This is a genomic window from Paenibacillus contaminans (assembly GCF_003285015.1).
Classification (GTDB): Bacteria; Bacillota; Bacilli; order Paenibacillales; family NBRC-103111; genus Paenibacillus_V; species Paenibacillus_V contaminans.
On record NZ_QMFB01000018.1, the window covers coordinates 80354 to 98868 of the forward strand.

The 18515-nt window shown below is 52.2% G+C and carries 13 protein-coding genes; 1 reads left to right on the forward strand and 12 read right to left on the reverse strand.

Going from position 1 to position 18515, the window contains the following annotated elements:
* The 3 genes from DQG23_RS26550 to DQG23_RS26560 form a co-directional block, all read right to left on the reverse strand.
* The gene (locus tag DQG23_RS26550; RefSeq protein WP_158560706.1) at window positions 1–477 is read right to left on the reverse strand and encodes a GyrI-like domain-containing protein; all 477 of its coding nucleotides are present in this window, start codon (window positions 475–477) and stop codon (window positions 1–3) included.
* Window positions 478–563: 86 nt separating this feature from the next.
* Window positions 564–1214, reverse strand: a complete 651-nt coding sequence (locus tag DQG23_RS26555; protein ID WP_113034061.1) for a pentapeptide repeat-containing protein — start codon at window positions 1212–1214, stop codon at window positions 564–566.
* A gap of 183 nt (window positions 1215–1397) precedes the next feature.
* Window positions 1398–2762, reverse strand: coding sequence for an aminotransferase-like domain-containing protein (locus tag DQG23_RS26560; protein ID WP_113034062.1), 1365 nt, complete (start codon window positions 2760–2762; stop codon window positions 1398–1400).
* 135 nt (window positions 2763–2897) lie between these two features.
* On the opposite strand from DQG23_RS26560, the gene DQG23_RS26565 reads away from it, so the two are divergent.
* A complete protein-coding gene (locus tag DQG23_RS26565; RefSeq protein WP_113034063.1) occupies window positions 2898–3860 on the forward strand; it encodes a DMT family transporter in 963 nt (320 codons plus the stop codon).
* Window positions 3861–4013: 153 nt separating this feature from the next.
* On the opposite strand, the gene DQG23_RS26570 is transcribed toward DQG23_RS26565, so the two are convergent.
* The 9 genes from DQG23_RS26570 to DQG23_RS26610 all read right to left on the reverse strand — a co-directional run bounded on the left by DQG23_RS26570 (window position 4014) and on the right by DQG23_RS26610 (window position 18515).
* The gene (locus tag DQG23_RS26570) at window positions 4014–5543 is read right to left on the reverse strand and encodes an extracellular solute-binding protein (protein WP_113034064.1); all 1530 of its coding nucleotides are present in this window, start codon (window positions 5541–5543) and stop codon (window positions 4014–4016) included.
* A 14-nt stretch (window positions 5544–5557) separates the two neighbouring features.
* Window positions 5558–6418 carry a carbohydrate ABC transporter permease gene (locus DQG23_RS26575; RefSeq protein WP_113034065.1) on the reverse strand — a complete coding sequence of 287 codons (861 nt, stop codon included), beginning with the start codon at window positions 6416–6418 and terminating at the stop codon, window positions 5558–5560.
* Entirely contained in the window at window positions 6412–7320 is a 909-nt protein-coding gene (locus DQG23_RS26580; RefSeq protein WP_113034143.1) for an ABC transporter permease, read from the reverse strand. The genes DQG23_RS26575 and DQG23_RS26580 overlap by 7 nt, the downstream gene beginning before the upstream one ends.
* Before the next feature lie 111 nt (window positions 7321–7431).
* The gene (locus DQG23_RS26585) at window positions 7432–8928 is read right to left on the reverse strand and encodes a response regulator (protein WP_113034066.1); all 1497 of its coding nucleotides are present in this window, start codon (window positions 8926–8928) and stop codon (window positions 7432–7434) included.
* Window positions 8906–10699, reverse strand: coding sequence for a sensor histidine kinase (locus DQG23_RS26590; RefSeq protein ID WP_113034067.1), 1794 nt, complete (start codon window positions 10697–10699; stop codon window positions 8906–8908). Before DQG23_RS26590 ends, DQG23_RS26585 begins: the two co-directional genes overlap by 23 nt.
* A gap of 210 nt (window positions 10700–10909) precedes the next feature.
* Window positions 10910–12568, reverse strand: coding sequence for an early set domain-containing protein (locus tag DQG23_RS26595; RefSeq protein ID WP_113034068.1), 1659 nt, complete (start codon window positions 12566–12568; stop codon window positions 10910–10912).
* A gap of 15 nt (window positions 12569–12583) precedes the next feature.
* Window positions 12584–14785, reverse strand: coding sequence for a hypothetical protein (locus DQG23_RS26600; RefSeq protein WP_113034069.1), 2202 nt, complete (start codon window positions 14783–14785; stop codon window positions 12584–12586).
* A 353-nt stretch (window positions 14786–15138) separates the two neighbouring features.
* A complete protein-coding gene (locus DQG23_RS26605) occupies window positions 15139–16278 on the reverse strand; it encodes a M14 family zinc carboxypeptidase (RefSeq protein WP_113034070.1) in 1140 nt (379 codons plus the stop codon).
* Complete coding sequence (locus DQG23_RS26610) at window positions 16275–18515, reverse strand: hypothetical protein (RefSeq protein WP_113034071.1); 2241 nt, start codon at window positions 18513–18515, stop codon at window positions 16275–16277. The genes DQG23_RS26605 and DQG23_RS26610 overlap by 4 nt, the downstream gene beginning before the upstream one ends.

The following is an 18515-nucleotide window of genomic DNA, read 5'->3' on the forward strand; positions in this document are numbered from 1 at the left end:
TTACCCGGCAATCTTCTTCACCGCAACATAAACATCGGTTTCGGACTGGTCGTTATCCGCTCCGAGGAACCTTTCGCCATACACTTCGAATCCGTCTTTCTTGTCGAGCTCATAACCTGAATTCGGCAGCCAAACGGTATGAATATAGTCGAATACGCCGCCCATCGATTCCAGCTTTCCTTTATGCGTTACGACTGCGTAATGAGCGGCCGGAACCGTTCGGACAACCATGCCTTCGGGCACTTCTTCTGCATGGTCTACAGGCGTACATGCCCAGTAAGAGAAAAACTCCTCGACATAATTGTCGCTGTATTCGCTGATTCCATATGTATCATGGCGACTGGTTCTGTGCTTGATTTCATTCAACCGCGGTATAAATCGTTCCCATAGCTGAGGGATCCGATCCTCGATCATTCGGGTGTCCACTTTCATTCCAACAACCGTAAACGATTCTTTGAAAACAACTCTCGCTTCCATGGGCATCCTCCCTAATTAAAATATTGCATTACGTCATCTGCTCAGCATTAGCAAATCTATGTATACCGAAGCCGCTCCCCCTCCGATTACTCGTTAATAATAAGCCCGAACAAATTGGCGAATATATAAGCTTGCTCGCGGGATATGATGCAGCCCTTTAAATTTTCCACAAATACGCCTAGTCCATTGAATGAGCAATCGCTTAAATCAATTCCGTTCAGCTCCGTGCCTGAGAACTGGACCTGATCGATCGTACAGCGGGAGAACTCAAATTTTTGCAATTTGCAGTAGGAGAAATCCGCTTTGCTAAGAAAGCTGTCCTGAATGATAACTTGCTTTGTGTTGGCAAATCTGAATGCCGCATAATCGGCTAAACAATTATCAAATAAAATATTTCTTAGCGTTGTACCGGATAAATTAATGCCGATCATTTTGCAATCTTTGAATTCCGTTCTATGGATAACGGCGTCGCTAAAATCTACATTCGACAGATCGCATTTTTCGAATATCACATCCGTTAGTTCGGCGCTTGTAAATGCCGTTTCCGTAAACGTTACATTTCTGAAAATGATTTTATCGAAAATAACTTTATTCGCCTTACTATTTTCGATCTCACAGTCCTGAATCATTTCCATTTCCAAAAAATCATTGGATTGAATGTCTTGCCGCATCGTTACAGGCAGCTCGCTTGGAATTCTCGGGGTTTCTATTTTCATCATTTTTTTCTTCTTATTCATCTGCGTAATCCCCTTATTGTTGCTGGTCCTATGATTGGGAAAAGGAGCCGCTTCACGTATCGCTCTTTGTTTGCATCCTATTTCGACAATCTCGACAAGGAATCTCCTAGACAATTCCATTTGCTACCACTATTCTAGAACATGCGTTCGTAATTTGCAATCATATTTTTAACAACCGGTTCATCACTTGGCTTTCATTTTGGACAGCTCCTTACGCAGTGCCTCCCCCAACTGAATAATGCCTGATTCGATATCGGTTTCCTTAACTTTGCTGGCATTTAACTTTAGCAGATGGTTCTGCATATACCCGGGCAAATAATGCCTGTCCATCGGCTCAAGCCATATCTTTTGCTTTTTTAACCGGCTGATTACACCGGGAATCGATACACGCTCATCCAGCACTAAGTGAGTATGTATGCTCGGATTTTTGATGGAGCGATACGTGAACGCCCCGCCGCTGTTCAGCGCTTCTTGTTTCAGCACGTCGTCCAGCTTCCTGGCTCTGCGGGCGTAGGACTCCTGCAGCTTTTCTTTATGCCGCGCAAACATGCCGCTTTTTATATAAATTTCCAGCGCTCCTTGCGAGAGCATAGAGCTGTCGATATCGATCGAACGTTTATAGCGGGTAAACATCTCCACCATTGCTTCCGGCAGAACGGCTGCACCTATGCGAAGCCCCGGAAAAACGATTTTGGAATAGCTTTTCAAATAAATAACACGGGAATCAAGGTCATAGGCGTACAAAGGGTCGGCTTTACTGTTCTGCTCCCAATCGGCCATATAGTCGTCCTCGACCAAATACACGTCGTATTTGCGGGCAAGCTCTACCATTTCTTTTTTTTGCCGTTCCGTATAAGAAGTGCCTAAAGGAGGATGGAACCGGGGAATCGTATAAAAAAATTTAATGTCTTTCGTTTTAAAAAGATGCTCCAAACGATCCATATCCACCCCGTCGGCTGTCCGGTAAATACCCTCGACCGGCACTTGGTGGAGCAACAGATGATCGATGAATAAATGATAGCCCGGTTGCTCGATCAATACGGTTTTCTTGCCGTTCGGAAAAGGCATCGACGTCAGGAGCGCCAGCGCCAGCTGCACACCCGAGGTTATGACGATATTCCTCTCCTGGGCGAACACTTGGGAGTAAGCAAGCTCCTTGCGTATGACGCTCAGCAGGGAAGGCAGCCCCTTCGTCGTGCCGTAAATGAAAAGATCGTTTTTATACATATCGATGGCCTTGTTGATACAATGCTGGAAATCCAAATACGGGAACAGCTCCGGATCAGGCGACGACGCGGCAAAATCAATGGAACAGCGTCCCTGCACCTCCCGTTTGTCAGCCGTCTGAACTACATAGTAGCCGCTTTTGGGAACGGAATATATCATATGCCGTCTTTCCAATTCTTCCAAAGCCGCAAGCACCGTGCTTTTGCTGTAACGATATCGTTCCGCTAATTCACGGATCGAAGGAAGCTTGCTTCCTTGCTTAAACGTGCTGTTTTGTATGCCGGCCTCCAGTTCGTTAAACAGGTGCATATATTTATGCAAAAAAACCACTCCTCAAATCATCTGTACCGGTATAGTTCGCTTTTTTAGATATTGTAGCATAGCCGTCCAGCCCTTACTATTAGGGGAAATCGTCGACGATACAGGCTGAAGCAAGAAAATAGAGGAGGTTTTTTTATGAATAACCGGCAAACGGGACGCGCATATACGGCCGCAATTTCGTATGCTTTCATAATCGGGTTCTCATTTATGTTTGTGAAGCTGGCGCTCGAGGTTTCCCACCCGCTCGATACGCTGGCGCATCGCTTTACGATTTCGCTTGGCGCCGCTGCCGTCGCGCTTGTGATCGCCCGCCGCCGTATTCGCTTTGACAGGAAAGGACTGCTGTCGATCGTACCGCTGGCTTTATTTTACCCGTTTCTGTTCTTCACCCTGCAAACCTTCGGACTTGTGTATACGACATCCGCAGAGGCAGGCATTATTCACGCTCTAGTCCCGATTTTTACTATGCTGATGGCGTCCTTCTTCTTGAACGAACATTCGACCTTGCTCCAGAAGCTGTTCACATTGCTGACGGTTGCCGGCGTCGTGATCATCTTCGTCCTGAAAGGCGTTCAATGGAATGGATCGAGTATGGTCGGCATTGTGCTTATTCTGTTATCGGCGCTGTCTTCGGCCGCTTATAGCGTACTCGCCCGCAAATTAACGCAAAAGCATCATCTGCTGGATATCACCTTCATGATGTCTTTGATCGGCTTTGTATCGTTTAATCTTATATCCATCGCTCGTCACACGGCTCAAGGAACGCTGATGCACTATTTTGACCCTTTTGCTTCTCCGGCGTTTATTTGGGCGATGGTGTATCTTGGCATCTTTTCGTCCCTCGGCACCTCGTTGCTGTCCAATTACGCCCTATCGCAAATCGAAGCTTCAAGAATGAGCATTTTCAACAATGTAGGGACGATCGTTACGATATTCGGCGGCGTTATTTTCTTGAACGAGCAGCTGGCTTACTACCATCTGATCGGAGCGTCTATGGTCATTGCGGGGGTAGTCGGAATAGCGTTTGCCAAAAGACGGAAAGGCATTGTCAGAGCAAGCGGCTCCAAGCCTGCTTCTGCGGCGGACAGGATAGGATGAAGTTTAGACGAAGCAAGGATAAACGGCTTCGCCGTCCTTTAAGGACAAGGCGCGTTTACCGGGGAATGGAACAATCAGCGGAGGATATACTTTCTGACATTTCGAAAAAGACCGGAATGCGGCGTTATGCCCATCCCGGCCTTGCCTCCGATCTTATTTTACAATCCCCAATTCCTTCAACTGCTTTTCCGCCGAGTCCGTCATCAACTTGTACTTAAACGTTTCGTCCAGTCTTTTCAGGAAATCGCCGTATTCTCCGAGCGGACGCTTGCCGTACGCGAATTTCGCCATTTCCTCTTCCATGAAGCGATAGGAGTCCGCCGGGTTGTATCCGTCCGGAAGATCCAGGAATCCGTTATATACTTCAATGCGGGGCGTTTTGGCGGAAAACTCGATGGCTTCTTTCGGATAGCCGGATGCTAAGTATTCCATTTCTTCCCTGCCCAGCAGCTGATACATGAACACGACCTCTTTCGCCCGCAGTTCGGTCCGGACGATTTTGCCGTTCTCCCTGTTCCAGTGCCGCCCTTCTTCGCCATGGGCGACAAGCGAGTTCCCTTCCGGGCTGGCGACGTAATTCAGCAGATCGAACAAGCGCTGCAGCTTGACCGGATCTTTCTCGATCGCTTTCGGAATCGCATGCAAGCCCGGAGCTATGCCGACATCCCACACGCCGGCAAATTGTCCTCCCGCTCCCTTCAAAGCTGGCATCTGCACCCACTCGGCATCCGGGTTGACCGCCTTGTATTCGTCGACGGACGCTTTCAGCGTCATGCGCGGAAAGCCGTTCCAGATCATGCCGGCTTTCCCTTGGAACGCTTTTTTCTCATGCTGGGTGCCCGTATTGGACAGAAGATCCGGATCGATCACGCCGGCCTTGATCATGTCGTTGACGAACTGCAAAGCGTCTTTCATGGCGGGATCGTGGAACGAATTCGTCAGCTTGCCGTTTTTCATATAGAAGGTGTCGAGATCCCCCACGCCGAATGCGCTGAAAATCGGGGACAAGGAGTTGAGGCCGGTTCCCGTAAATCCGTACGTATCTTTCTTGCCGTTGCCGTCCGGATCGCCTTCCGTAAACGCTTTGGCCACATTGAAAAATTCCTCCGGCGTCGTAGGCATGCTCAACTTCAATTTGTCCAGCCAATCCTTGCGAATCCACACATTAAAGTAAGGAATGGACGCTTTCTTCGGCAGCGCATATATTTTTCCGTCAACGGTGCCTTTCTTCAAGGCGTCTTCGCCGATAAACTTCCTCGCTTGCTCCAGCTTGCCCATATACGGCGTCAAATCGAGCAGAAGCCCTTTCCGGGCATATTCCTGCATCTGCACGCGGCCGATGTTGATCAAGTCCGGGTAATCGCCGCCGGCCATGCGAAGGTTTAACTGGTTGGCTGCGTCCCCGCTATACAGCGTCAGCTGGATATCCGTATTCAATTTCTCGTCTAGCTTTAATTTGATCCGATCATTGGCGCCTTCCGGAAGCTTCGAGCCGGCTCCGTCGGTCATAATCTCCAGCTTGACCTTCTCCGCCGGCTTCACCGGGCTCGCGCTGCCGGCAGACGGCTGCACGCTGCCGCCGCTGGCACCCGAGCCGCCTCCGCTGCCTCCACAGCCGGCCAATACGGTGCCGATCGATAATACTGCGATTAATAAAGATGAAGCCGCTTTCTTCTTGATCATGGACGATCTCCCCTTCAGCCTTTGATAGAGCCAATAAGCATACCCTTTGTAAAATGCTTCTGTATGAACGGATAAACGACGATAATCGGCGCGCACGCCACGATAACCGCAGCCATTTGGACGGACTCGGAAGGAACCGGCGTGTCCACGTTTTCAATCGGATTTTGGGCCATGGTCAGGAAGTCGCGCACGATGACTTGAATCGGGTAAAGCTCCCGGTTCGTGATGAACATGATCGCTTGAAAAAATTCGTTCCAATGTCCCACGGCGTAAAAAAGTCCGATCGTCAGCATAACCGGCACCGACAGAGGCAGCACGATTTGCAGCAAAATCCGCAATTCCTTCGCACCGTCGATCCGTACGGAATCGAACAATTCTTCCGGCAAATTTTCGAAAAAGCTCTTCATGATCAAAATATTAAACGCCCCGACCGCCCCCGGAATAATCATCGCCCACACCGAATTCAGCAGCCCCGTCGCTTTCACCGTTAAATAGAGCGGAATCAGGCCGCCGCTGAAGAGCAGGGTTATGAGAATGATCAGCAGGAAAAAACTGCGTCCCGGCAGCGTTTTCCGGCTAAGCGGATACGCCATGAGGGTGGTGAGGGCCATGTTGACGGCCGTTCCGATAACCGTAATAAACACCGTGACCAAAAACGCGCGTGGAATCGCTTGGTCTCCCAGCAGCTCCCTGTAGGCGACGAACGTAACGTTCTTCGGAAAGACGATAAAGCCCCCATTTTTCAACACTTCGCTCATCGGCGTGACGGATACGGAGAGGACGAAGAAAAGCGGGAATAAAACCGCCAATCCGACGAGCACCAAAATCGAGTACACGACGGCATCGAATATTTTGTCTTCGATCCCTTTTACCAAATGCCTTCCCCCCATTTCTTCGCAATCCGGTTCGCGCCGAGAATGAGGATGAGGCCGATCACCGATTTAAACAACCCGACCGCCGACGCCAAGCTGAAATTCATCTGTTGCAGACCGGTGCGGAACACCCAGGTATCGATAATATCGGCCACCGGATACACCTGGATATTGTACAGGATATAAATTTGATCGAAGCCGGCATCGAGCATATGGCCGAGTCTCAAGATCAACAGCAGCACGATTACGTTGCGGATGCCGGGGATCGTAATATGCCAAATCATGCGCAGCCTGCTCGCCCCGTCTACCCGGGCCGCCTCGTAAAGCGTCGGATCGACTCCCGTCATCGCCGCCAAATAAATGATTGCGCCCCATCCGGCATTTTGCCAAATGTCCGAGCCGACGAGTATGCTGCGAAACCAATCCGTCGACTGCAGGAACGGGACCGAATTCCCTCCCCAATCGACAAGCAAGCGATTCAAAAGCCCCGTCGACTGAGAAAGAAAAGCGAGCAATATGCCGTAAATAATGACCCACGAAAGAAAATGGGGCATGTAGCTGAGCGTCTGGATCAAGTTCCGAAACCATGTCGAGCGGCATTCGTTGAGCATCAGCGCCATCACGATCGGCGGCAGTGTGCCGAAAATCAGCTTATAAAAGCTGATCAAAAACGTATTGAGCAGCAGTTCGGAAAAATAAGGGGAATCGTAAAACAGTTTAAAATGCTTATACCATGGATCGGCCCACGGACTTGCCCATATCCCCCCAAACAAATCGAAATCCTTGAAAGCGATTACAGCCCCATACATCGGAGCATACCTATAAACCGCAAACCACAACAGCCCCGGCAATAGCATGAAATAAAACACCCGATGACGCCAAACTTTTTTTGCGCTTCTTGCCATTGCATGGCCTTGCACGTCTTCACCTCCTGTTGTCCGATTGCTTACAAGTAAAGTGTAGCACGGAGGCGAAGCGTATTTGATTCACATCGGTTTGATCTTTATAGAACAAAATCATGTACTTCCGCTTCCGCTGTCGTTCCCTTTGGCCTGCCGGTACATGTTCGGCGTCATGTCGGCGAATCGCTTGAATATTTTGATAAAGTAATTGTCGTTGACGAAGCCGACGCGTTTGCCGACCTCATGGACGGTCATTCCCGAATGGTCCAAAAAATGTTTGGCTTTCTCGATTCTTACGCCATGCAAGTAATCGATGAAATTCCAGCCCGTTTTTTTCTTAAAAAGGCTGCTTAAATAATGCTCCTCCAGCGCCACGAAGCGGGCCATCGATTTCAAAGTAATCGGCTCGCCGTATTGCTCGTGAATATAGTCCAATATTTTGTTGATTTCGCCGTGATCGGTAAACGAATCCTTTCCTCTTTTGCCGCCGCCCATTCCGCTCCTCAATCTGGCAAGCAGCTTATTCTTAAGCTCTTGGTGACTGGTGCACATGGAAAGATCGCAGGGGACGGCGGTCGCGTAAGGGGATATCCGGAACAGCAGCTTATCGAACTGATTCGCCGCATGTTTGACTCTATATATCGGAAATGCGTCCTGCTCCATACGATTCCAGATTTCTTCCAGCAAAGCCTCGCATTCCTTAAGCTTCGCCTGCTCGAAATATTGGATCAAAGTGCGCTCGATTTTCCATGACAACATATGCTCGCTTCCGCAGTCTCGCAGCCCGCGATCGACGTAGTACACCTGTTTTTCCCCGTTGTACCAGCATTCGTCCAATTTCCAAAGCACGCTTTTCCAAGCTTCGAATAAGCGCTCCCTCGGAACGGATACGCAGATAACAAGCGGAAACGACGACGTCCGGCCTTGAAGCGGCCTTGCTTTCGGTTCGGTCCGGCTCCAGTAAAATAAAGTCGTTATGCCCATCGCGGAAAACCGGTGGACGATGGCATGGGTGTCCCGCTCCGTCAACTGCAATGCCGAAAACTCGTTAACCGTAAAAGGCTCGTTTCCGTTCAACGCGGAACAAACCGTTACATACGGCGGCATCGCCTCCATATACTTGCCGTACGGTTCGGCTGCCGGCTCTTGCTTGACATCCGTCAGCCTCTCCCACATAGCCGCATACAACGGCTGAACCTCGACGAGCGTGCGCAGCGAGGTCTGTCCGGCCAACCGCCGCAATTCGGCATCGACTTTCCCCAACATATTCCGCAGCGCCTCGGTATTCATCGACAGCTTCAGCATGTAATCGAAGGCTCCGTTCTGCAGCGCGAGCCGGGCGTATTCGAATTCGTTCATGCACGTCAGCATCACAAACAAACCGGTCATGTCCGATTCCTTTGTTTTCTTGAGCAGATCGATTCCGTTCATAATCGGCATGACAATATCGCAAATGACAAGATCCGGTCTGTGCTCCTTGATAAAAGCGAGCGCCGTCTCTCCGTTGCTCGCCTCGCCGATTACGGTAAACCCGCTTTCTTCCCAACAGCCGTTTTTTCTTAATGATTTTCTGACATGAGCCTCGTCTTCAACGATCAGAATCGTCCACATGACCGGCACCCTCCAAGCTGTAAGGAATGGAAACAAGCAGCGGAAACGACAGGATTACCTTCGTGCCCTGGGATAGCGAAATAAGCCGTACCTCGGCCTCGTTTTTGAACAGGAGGCGATACCGTTCGCGCAGGTTGGCCAGCCCGATGCCCCTTCGATTCCGTTTGATGATCGATTGCTTCGACCGTTCGAGACCGATCCCGTTATCCTCCACTTCCATATGCAGCTTCTTCCGTTCCGCAAATGCGCGAATAACGATCCACCCTCCCGATTCCATCTGCGAGAATCCGTGATTAATAGCGTTTTCGACAAGGGTTTGCAGCCCCAGCTTCGGCACGAGCGCATAGTCCAGAGCAGGATCGACTTCGTACGCGATGTCGAACAATTGGTCGTAGCGGTATTTTTGAATATACACATAAGCCTTGACCAAATCGATCTCATCCTTCAAATAGATCAGCTCAAGCTCCGAGTTCAGCCCGGATTCCAGCAGCTTTCCCAAGGCCACGCATATATCGGCGATTTCGTCGTTTTTTTGGTCGACCGCAATCCATTTGATCGAATTCAGCGTGTTCAACAGAAAGTGGGGGTTGATCTGATTAAGCAGCATTTGGGAATGGATCGCTTCCTTTTGCCGTTCCTCGATCTTCAACTGCTCCACCAAATGATGAATATCCGCGACCATCCGGTTGAACGATTGATTGAGAGCCAGCACTTCCCCTTTGTAATGCTCTTCCGGGAGATGGATATTCAAATTTTTTTTCACCATTTGCGACATCTTTTTTTGCAGCTGCGCGAGCGGCCGGGTAACCGAAGCGGAAATCAGCAAGGTGATGGCCGAGAACACGCCGAGCATGATATATAAAGTAACCAGCACCTGACGCTGCATCTCCTTCAAATCTCCCAGAAACAAATCGATCGGAAACTGGTTGAAAATATACCACTCCATAGATGGAAGATAGCGGACATTGATCAGGGCATTGGTCGTTTTGTCAAAATGATAAGCGGGGCCGCCGTCGACCGTCTGAGCCATAAGCTCGCGAACGATGCCGGATTGCAAAGGCAGCCCGTTTTTCGTCCGGGCGATGACCGCCCCCGTACTGTCCGCAATAAAGTAACTCTGCCCCGTGGACATTTCTTTGGCGACCGACTTGAACCATTCCTGGTAATCGACGCGAATCCGCAGCGTCCCGATCGGTTCCATGTTGGGACTTCGTACTACGGAGTACAGCGTAAACAGGGGCGCACGGTCCCACAATTCGGCGCTTTCCGCTTCGCTGAGCAGCAGCCGATAGGAAGAACTGCCGTTCAATAAACTGTCGAAGCCCTTGTCCGGAATGATCGGGCCTCCGTTTTCTTCCGACGCGTAAGACCGGTACCGGTTGTTATGGACATCGTTTAATGCATATTGCATATACGAGCCGTGTTCCACGCTTTGCAGCGATTTGAAACGTTCCTCCAGCATGCCTTCCCGTTCCGCTTGCCCGTATTGACCGGGATTTTGCAGAACGGACAGCACGTTGCCGTCGTTTTCCAAAGTGAGCATCGCTTTGATCATCGTCGTTTTCATTTCGTCGAACGATTGCGCGATTTGCTCCAGTTGATTATGGTTCAATTGGCTGATCCGGTATTTGATCATATTTTCGATTTTTTGGAACTGGTAGATCTGAATGCCGGCAAGCGGAACGAGCACGAACAGGATAAAGGCATAGAAGAAACGATACTTCAGCTTGGCAGGCATGATCCGGTTAATGGCGTACTTTACGGCAGTCATTCTTCTCACCTATTTCTGTCCGAGGTCATTTCCGATACTTAATAGTAACAACTTCGCCCGATACCGGCAATCATGCGGGAAAAGCCGTCCCCTCGCGGGGAAGCGGCTTATGGGCGCGGCGGAACGCAAGCCCGAGTTAAACAAGGTAAAGCGCAGCCCAGAGTCACGGATACGCGGCGGAGGCCGGCCTCCGCCGCGATCATCGTGATTTTATGGCCGCGTTACGGCCACCGTTATCTTCGTGCTGGAAACGGCGCCTGCATAGTTGACAAGCTCGGCGATATACTCGTACGTGCCTACAGGCTTTTGAACGATCGTCGTAACGGCCGACTGCGCCTGCGGCGTCGCTTGCGTCAGCGCTTGCGTATCGATCAGCACGCCGTTCTCATACAGACGGTACTCCGCTCCGTTCACACCCCACCACATGTTCATCGTTATGGCGAAGCTCCCATCCCCATCCCAATTATTATGCGACAAGACCGGTTTGCCCGGAGCGGCTTGCGTTACATTTACGGTCAGAACGTCGCTTCTCGTCGTGCCGGCATCATTAACGAGCTCGGCGTAGTAACGGTAAACGCCGTTCGGTTTATAAGTAACCGCCGTTACCGTCGATTGCGCATTGGGCGAATGGTCGGCGAGCACGCGGGTGTCGATAAGGGCATCATTTTCGTAAAGCTTGTAGACGGTGCCGTTATTTCCCCACCACATATCCATGCGGATATTGAAATTTCCGTCAAGAAGCCCCGTATCGTGTCCATTGTCGCCGGACAGCACCGGCTTGCCCGGCGCACCTGCGCTCATAACCTCTTGGCCAAGCAGCAGCCTCTTCACATACTGCCTGCGCCGATCATCCACGTCGTATCTTAGCTCCATCCATTCGTCCACATGGCCGTATAGCTTATCGAGCTCCGTCGCATTCAGGCTTTCCAGCCTGTTCATCCAGGCTCCGTTCGCAGTACCGTCCACGATCAGCGGCAAAACGTAGCGGTTATAAAAAGCCGGCTCCCGCGTCGCCGCATTTGTCAGCCAATAGCCGCCAAGCTCCGCGGATTTCGCTTGGAACGAGTCCCAGGCTTCGGTCAACACATGCTTCTGAATCTCCATTCGCTGCTCCGCCGCCGTCGGCTGAAAGTGCAGCTGATTGAATCGGCCCGGCTGATGCACATTGCCTCCCCATGTCGGAGAAACCGTAGGAGACCAGCGAATCATGTTGAACCCCCAGTTTTCTCCGTTCAGCGGAATCGAATCGTAAACGGCCTCCCAAGGGATGACGACAACGGTACCCCAACCGCTCGGTATTTGGGCGGAATTCACGCGAATGTTCCCTTGGAACGGCCGGTTATGCCGATATTCGGTCTGCCATTCGTAATACTCGAGATTCTCGCCGTCGGTCGGCACGATGACTTGATGGTACGGCAAGTCCCCCTCGCCCGTCTGCACGTAAAATTCAAGCGAGCTCGGCTTCAGCTTGCCGTCGGCATCGCTTTCCTCTTCATTGGACTGCATAAACATATACAGCCCGTCTTCCTTGTATACCATGTAAAACGACGTCTCGCGCACGCCTCCCGGAGGGATCGGAGTGGTACCGCCATAATTTTCGAAACGCGTTTCCTTATATTGCGGATTATTGAAATACCGGCTCTGCACCCAGTTCATCGGAGTCGCCAAATCTTCCGTCGCCCACGTAACCTCGTACACCTTCTTGTCCGCGGCATCCGCCTTTTGCGCTTGTCCCGGACTTGAGACGTTCCAGGCGAGCACGAGGAGCAGCGCGATAAGAAGCTTTAGTAGCTTTGAATGGACTGCCGGTTTGGTCTCTGCGCGCTCGATTGACTGCATGCCGGTTTTCGCGTTTACACTTGATTTCATCCGTTTTCCCCTCCTTTATTGCGCATGCTCCAAGTCCAGCATGTGCAGGATATGACGAATCATTTCCAGTCGCAGCAAGTCTTGATTAGTGGAACGCTCGTCGGCGTCTTCCAGCCAAGCGAGCGCCTGATTGGCGGCGGCGATCCGATCCTGCCGGCCGGATGCGAGCGCATCGGCCGCAACCTGCTTGAGCTTCGTAGCATAGCGGATATCGTCGATCCCCTCGCGAACGCCTTCCCAAGCAATCGTGTCGATTACATCCGTTTTCGTCGGATAAACGAGACTGAAGGAGCGGAATACGTTGAACGAGTTGTCGTTCCAAATATTGTTCGGGCTCCCGTAATATTCGTAATTATAAGTAGCGTCGTAGTTCGCTTTGTACACCCATAACCCATGCCGCTGCCTCATCAAATCCGGGTTTTCCGGTCCGGTGTGCGGGAACGCGTAGTTTGTAATCATTTTATCGTCGCCGAAAGCATGCCACTGCGCGGCTCTTTCTCGCGTCGGCTCCCCGACCCAGTTCAAATAGTTTTCTTTGACGTTCAAATTCAAATGGGATTGATTGCCCGTTGCAAAAACCTTGTAGCCTTTGTCCTGCAAGTAGCTCCAAATCTCCTGTTGAAACTGGAGCATGTCCCAGCCGGCTTCATCCCAACCGTCGAAATAAAGGCGATTATGTCCGAGAAATTGGCTTGCGACATTGATCGCATCGTCCAGCGTAGGCAAGTAATCGTTGATCCCTTTGCGCCAGTTGGTATAAAACTTATCCATCTCCTGCTTGTTGGCCTCGGTCGGATTCGCTTCGTACGTTTGCTTGGCCTTCATGTAATTGATGTATTGGGTATAAAAGCTGTAAGTCGGATAAGTCTGCTTGACCCCGAAGAGCGGGTCCAAGTCGAGTCCGGCCTGCTGCATAAGCTGCAGCTGTCTAAGAAATGTGTTTTTATCCGCAGCCGAATACAGCGGGCCGGGTATGTTCAACACGTTGTGCTCGGCCATATTGCGATATTCGTTCAGCAGTCTCGTTTCGACCAATGCCGTATTCCCTTTCGTCGCCGCCAATCCTTCCTTCAGACGGCTTCCATGGTACAGCATGACGTAGAAGTCCTTGTTCAGGTCGTAATACGTCTTCGGCGCGGGAAGCTCGAACGGAAGCACGCGGATTTGCAGCTTGATCCGGCCTGCCGGGGCTCCGTCGGCGGTTATGCCGATCGTTCCGTTGTACACGCCGGCAGCCGTCCCGGCCGGCACCTTAAAGGTCAGCCACATTTGCTTGGCGGCTCCTTGCTTCAGCCCGATCGGAAGCAAGGACGGGCTGTCTTCGACCGGTGCGGAATAATAATCGAATTTGGCGGTCGATACACTGGAAATGTCGATATATTGCGAACCTTCCGGGTAGTCGACGCGCAGCGAATTCCCTTGCCGTTCATCATCGACGCGGATCAGCGTTTCGTCATGCAGCAGCAGCTCAGGGACAAGCACGCTTTTGGAGCTGTCGCCGAAATAGCTGTACCATGCGGTTCCGCCCTGGTACCAGTTCTTCACTACGCGCAAATCGATAGCGCTCGCGGGAATCGTGCCGCCTTCCCCGCTCAAGTCATAAGTTGCAAACGTGACCGAGCCGACGTTCTCTAGCGGGGCGAGAATAAAAGAAGCGGCTTCAACTTCTCCCTGTGCGGCTATTATCGAAAGCCGATCGCCGACCTCGCCGTCCTCCGGAAGCGTGTCCGGTTTCCGCAGCTCCGGACTGAGCGGCGGCACCGCATAGGCGATAAACGGCGTATCGTTCCAAAGCGTTTCGTCGTTAGCTGCTTCGGCGTCCTTCGCCAGCTTGATCGCGTATTGCAGCGACTTGCTCACGTTCAAGGCGTCTTCGGATGAAAAATTCGGCGCTCCGATCGAAGCGTTTGCTTGATCGCGCACGTTTTCGAGGAACTGCTTCAAACGGGGGCGTGCCGCCGAGCCGATCGATGCCCCGAGCTTTGCGACTTGCGCGGCCAGCGCTTCTGCCGATGCCGGGGCGGCCGAGGCGTTATTGGGGGCTGAGACGATGTCGACGGAGGCCGTTTTCTTTGAGGCAGCTTCGCCGGCGACGATAGCCGCGGTATTTGCTCCGACTTCGCCCGGCTTCCCATTCCCCGCACTTGCCATAGCAGGGGAAACCGCCATGAGCATGACGCCCAGCAGCGTCGTTCCGATCATAGAACGTTTTAGCATAACTATCACTCCCATCGATCCATAATGTCCATTTGACAACTCACGATTGGCAAACGCTTACATTTCTCTTCCTTTAAAACCGCTCCTTTCCGTATGTATGGGGTTAACGTTTCGTTTTACGAATTAACTGTATCACTTTGTCCGAACGGATATCATTCACATTGTTTTGATTTTGGCATAACAAAATTACGTACTTTCGTTTCATCCGGCCCTCCCGACGGGCACAGATAAACAAGAAAAACGCTATCGTGCTGCAACTACCAAAAAGGCAGAGGTCCCAGGGGATACCCCTGCGCCTCTGCCACCGCCGATTCGGCCGACAAACTGTTTATAGGCAAATCATATATTGTACGTTAAATAGCCCCCAGGTACAGCTCAAGCGCACGGGCAAAATCTTGTCCGAACCGCCTCGCGTTTTCCGCCGTGATCGGCGTTCCGGCATCTCCGCAGTATGGAAATTCGTAGCTGCATGCCAGAGGCACACCCAATTCAGCGAAAAAATTGGCGCATGTACGGCTGCCCGGCATGTTCCAATCTTCTCCCATGGCCAGATCATGGACGGATCGATGCCGGATAACATCCCGATCCCGGCGCTCGCCGGTCGTCTGCTCCACCAGGCCGCTCAACGCTTCGATTTGCTCCTTCACAGGAGAATCGCGCTTCACGAAAAAAGGCGTATCGTTACGATCCCCCCATTTAAACGGGGCATGGAAATCGATGGCGACAACGGTCCGCAGTCCTTTCGCATAATGCATGAGCGCGGAAGTCGAGCGGTAAATCGGTGCATCGGTGTAATCGCGGTTATGGTCATGAGGAAGGCGAGATTTGCCCTGGTCGCCGTTCTCCACTCCGTCGATGTCCATGAACGGGACATAATGGATCATAAACCGTTCCAATACAGAGGACGAGCCGGCCGCGGAGCTAGCGTCAAGCAAACTCTCCAGCAATCCCTCCAGCATATAGGAAGGAGCGGATTCGCATGCGTGATGTCTTGCCGTGAAAAAAATATGCCGATCCGCGGCGGCATTTCCTACCGTCAAGAGGGGAACAGCCTGCAGCTGCTCGGAATGGGTCAGCAAGCCGCGCCTAACATTTTTACGCTCCGCTATGCGGGAATAAAAACGCTCGAAATGATGCAATTGATAAGGCATGCAAAAACAAAAATATACGTTCTCGCCCCCGTCAGCCTCGGTTCCCTCGCGAAACGTGTACGAAAACGCCGTCACTGACAAGCGCGACTCTTCACCCAGCCATCGCCAGTCGATCCCGTCTTCGCTCACGGCAGGCCCGCGTCGCCCGATCACTTCCCCATTGGCGAATTCGAAGCGTATCGTCTTCCCGCTTGCGGCGGCGGCGGAAAAATTCCAGTAAAACCACCAGCCCGACGTGTCCCGCAGCTCTTGCTCCAGTGTGACGCAGTCTTCTTCTACGGACAATACCCGAATGTTGCCCCCCGCATGCCGGCTGCAAATCCGCACGGAAGGCGCCGTCATGGACACTCCACGCCTTTGTAGCGGATAACGCAGCCGTAGCTTTCTCCCGACGCCACGCTCAGGCAATCTTCCGCGCGATCGTAAGCCAAATGGGAAATATAATGGATACAAGCCCACTCCGTATCGGCATCGCGCAGCTCGATATTGTCTTTAATGACACGCGGACGGCCCAAATCGACAAAGCCGCTTTCGCGCGCGAAATGGAACAGATGGCCGGCATCCCGAACTCCGCCGTATATGCCAAGCACTTCATCCTCGCTGCGCTTGATAAAATTCCGCAGTTGTCCGCTTGAATGCAGCCTTCCGTATGCGATAGTCCTTTTCAGATCGGACGTTATCGTAAACAGCATGCCGTCCGCCGTCCCGGCCACGACGGTTCCGTCCCCGAGAACGGCGCCTCCCGTCACGGTTGCCTTGAACGCTCTCCCCCTGATGGAAGCAGCCCGGACCGACAGCGTTTCGGCGCGTTGCGCGGCGATGTCGTATACGAACATTTCGTCGTTATTGCCGGACAGCAGTATCCGATTGTTGTCCAGCTTGACCAATTCCGCCCCGTTTCCTCCGACATGAATATCGGGCAGCAGGCGCAAGCCGCCGTTAACGGCATCGCAAACGTATACGCATCCGTTGCGATCGCTTGCGATCAACTCGTTCCCTTCGAGAGGGAAGTGCAGTCTCGCAAGCCCGCTGCCCGCAGGAACCGCTATCCGAACGCCGCTTGATCCCAACAGGGGGTCGACGAGCAGGATAGCGCCGTCGGCCGCCAGGACCGCGATCTTCCCTGCATCTGCGTCCATGCATGATACGGCGGCAGCCGTTTCATAGATGACCGCGATGTCGCGCGGTTGTTCCTCCGAATAATCGGATGCGATCAAGTACACGCGATCTTTGCCGCCGATGGCGTATACGCGGCCATTGCCGGCGCAGACGTGTTTAACCGCCGTGTCGCGCCAATCCATATACCGATGCAGCGGCAGCGTACGAACCGTTTTCGCGCGAATATGCATGAACGCGGGACTGCCGACTCCGTTCCAATCCGGTTCGGTGTACGGTCTGAGCGGAACGGGCGGCGCTTCCGGACCCGGAGGCTGCAGCTTTTTCGTTTCGACAGCCAGTACGTACGGAGAAAACTCGCCGCATACGTCGACCATATGAAGCCAGCCGTCGCGGTCGAAAATCATTTCGCAAATATACTGCGAATCTTTCCCTTGCGGCGCGACGACTCCGAGATTTTCCGGCTCTCCCCCGTTCAAAATATCCCATCGCACAAGCCGGATCGGGTAATAGTCGTCGTACGTTTTCAGCCCGTAATAGAGCACGAAGTTTTCATCCGCCGCGAGCCCCCCGATGCCGTACGGATTTCCCGGTATTTGATGACGAAGATAGATCGGACCGTGCCTCGTTATTTCCAGCGTTTCCGGATGCAGCTCGATCATTTCCCCGTCCATATTATCGACCATGAATAAAGTCCCCCGCGGCGAATGAAGCGCGAAAATAAATTGCCTCCTATGCTTCGTGCCGTTCGGCGAGTCGAAACTCGCTTTCAAGTCCTCGATCTCGTCGCGGTCGGGGTCGTATCTCCACAATCCTCCCGTATAGGAGCTTCCGTAAAGACGGCCCTTATCGTCCTTAACCAGCCTGCAGGAAGAAAATTCGGACACTTTGCCGTAATCCTTTACCTCGTTCGTCTCCAGGTCGAGACGGTAAAAATGCCCCTTCATATAACCGAGGAAGTAATAATAACGCGGGTCGTTCCCCAGCATGCCGCCATAAATACTTTCTCTCGGTACGGGAATGCCTTTGACTTGAACGTCGTTCGTATCCGGGTTCACGATCATCAAGATCGAACCGGGATACCCTTCCCAAATATCCTCGTAGTGCTGCTCGAACATCCATTGCTTATGACCCGGTGCGGGGGCCGTGTTGTGCGTCGCCATAATAAGCCGTCCATCGGGCAAAAAGTCGATGCTCGTATGGATTTTACTCGGCGGCATTTGCTGCGGGTCAACGATCCAAATGTCGGCCACATCGAACATAAGCCGCAAACCGCCGGTTTTCGGATCATATTCGTACAGCAGCGCCGTTAACGGCTTTTCGTTCTCGCCGCACACGCTGATATAGAAGCGGTCGTCGGGCGAGCGCACGAAATCCCACACCGCATTATGCCCTCCCCCGTTCGGAAGCTGCGTGAAACGGGTGTGCCGTTCCGGAATACCCGCTGATAAATTGTGTTCCAT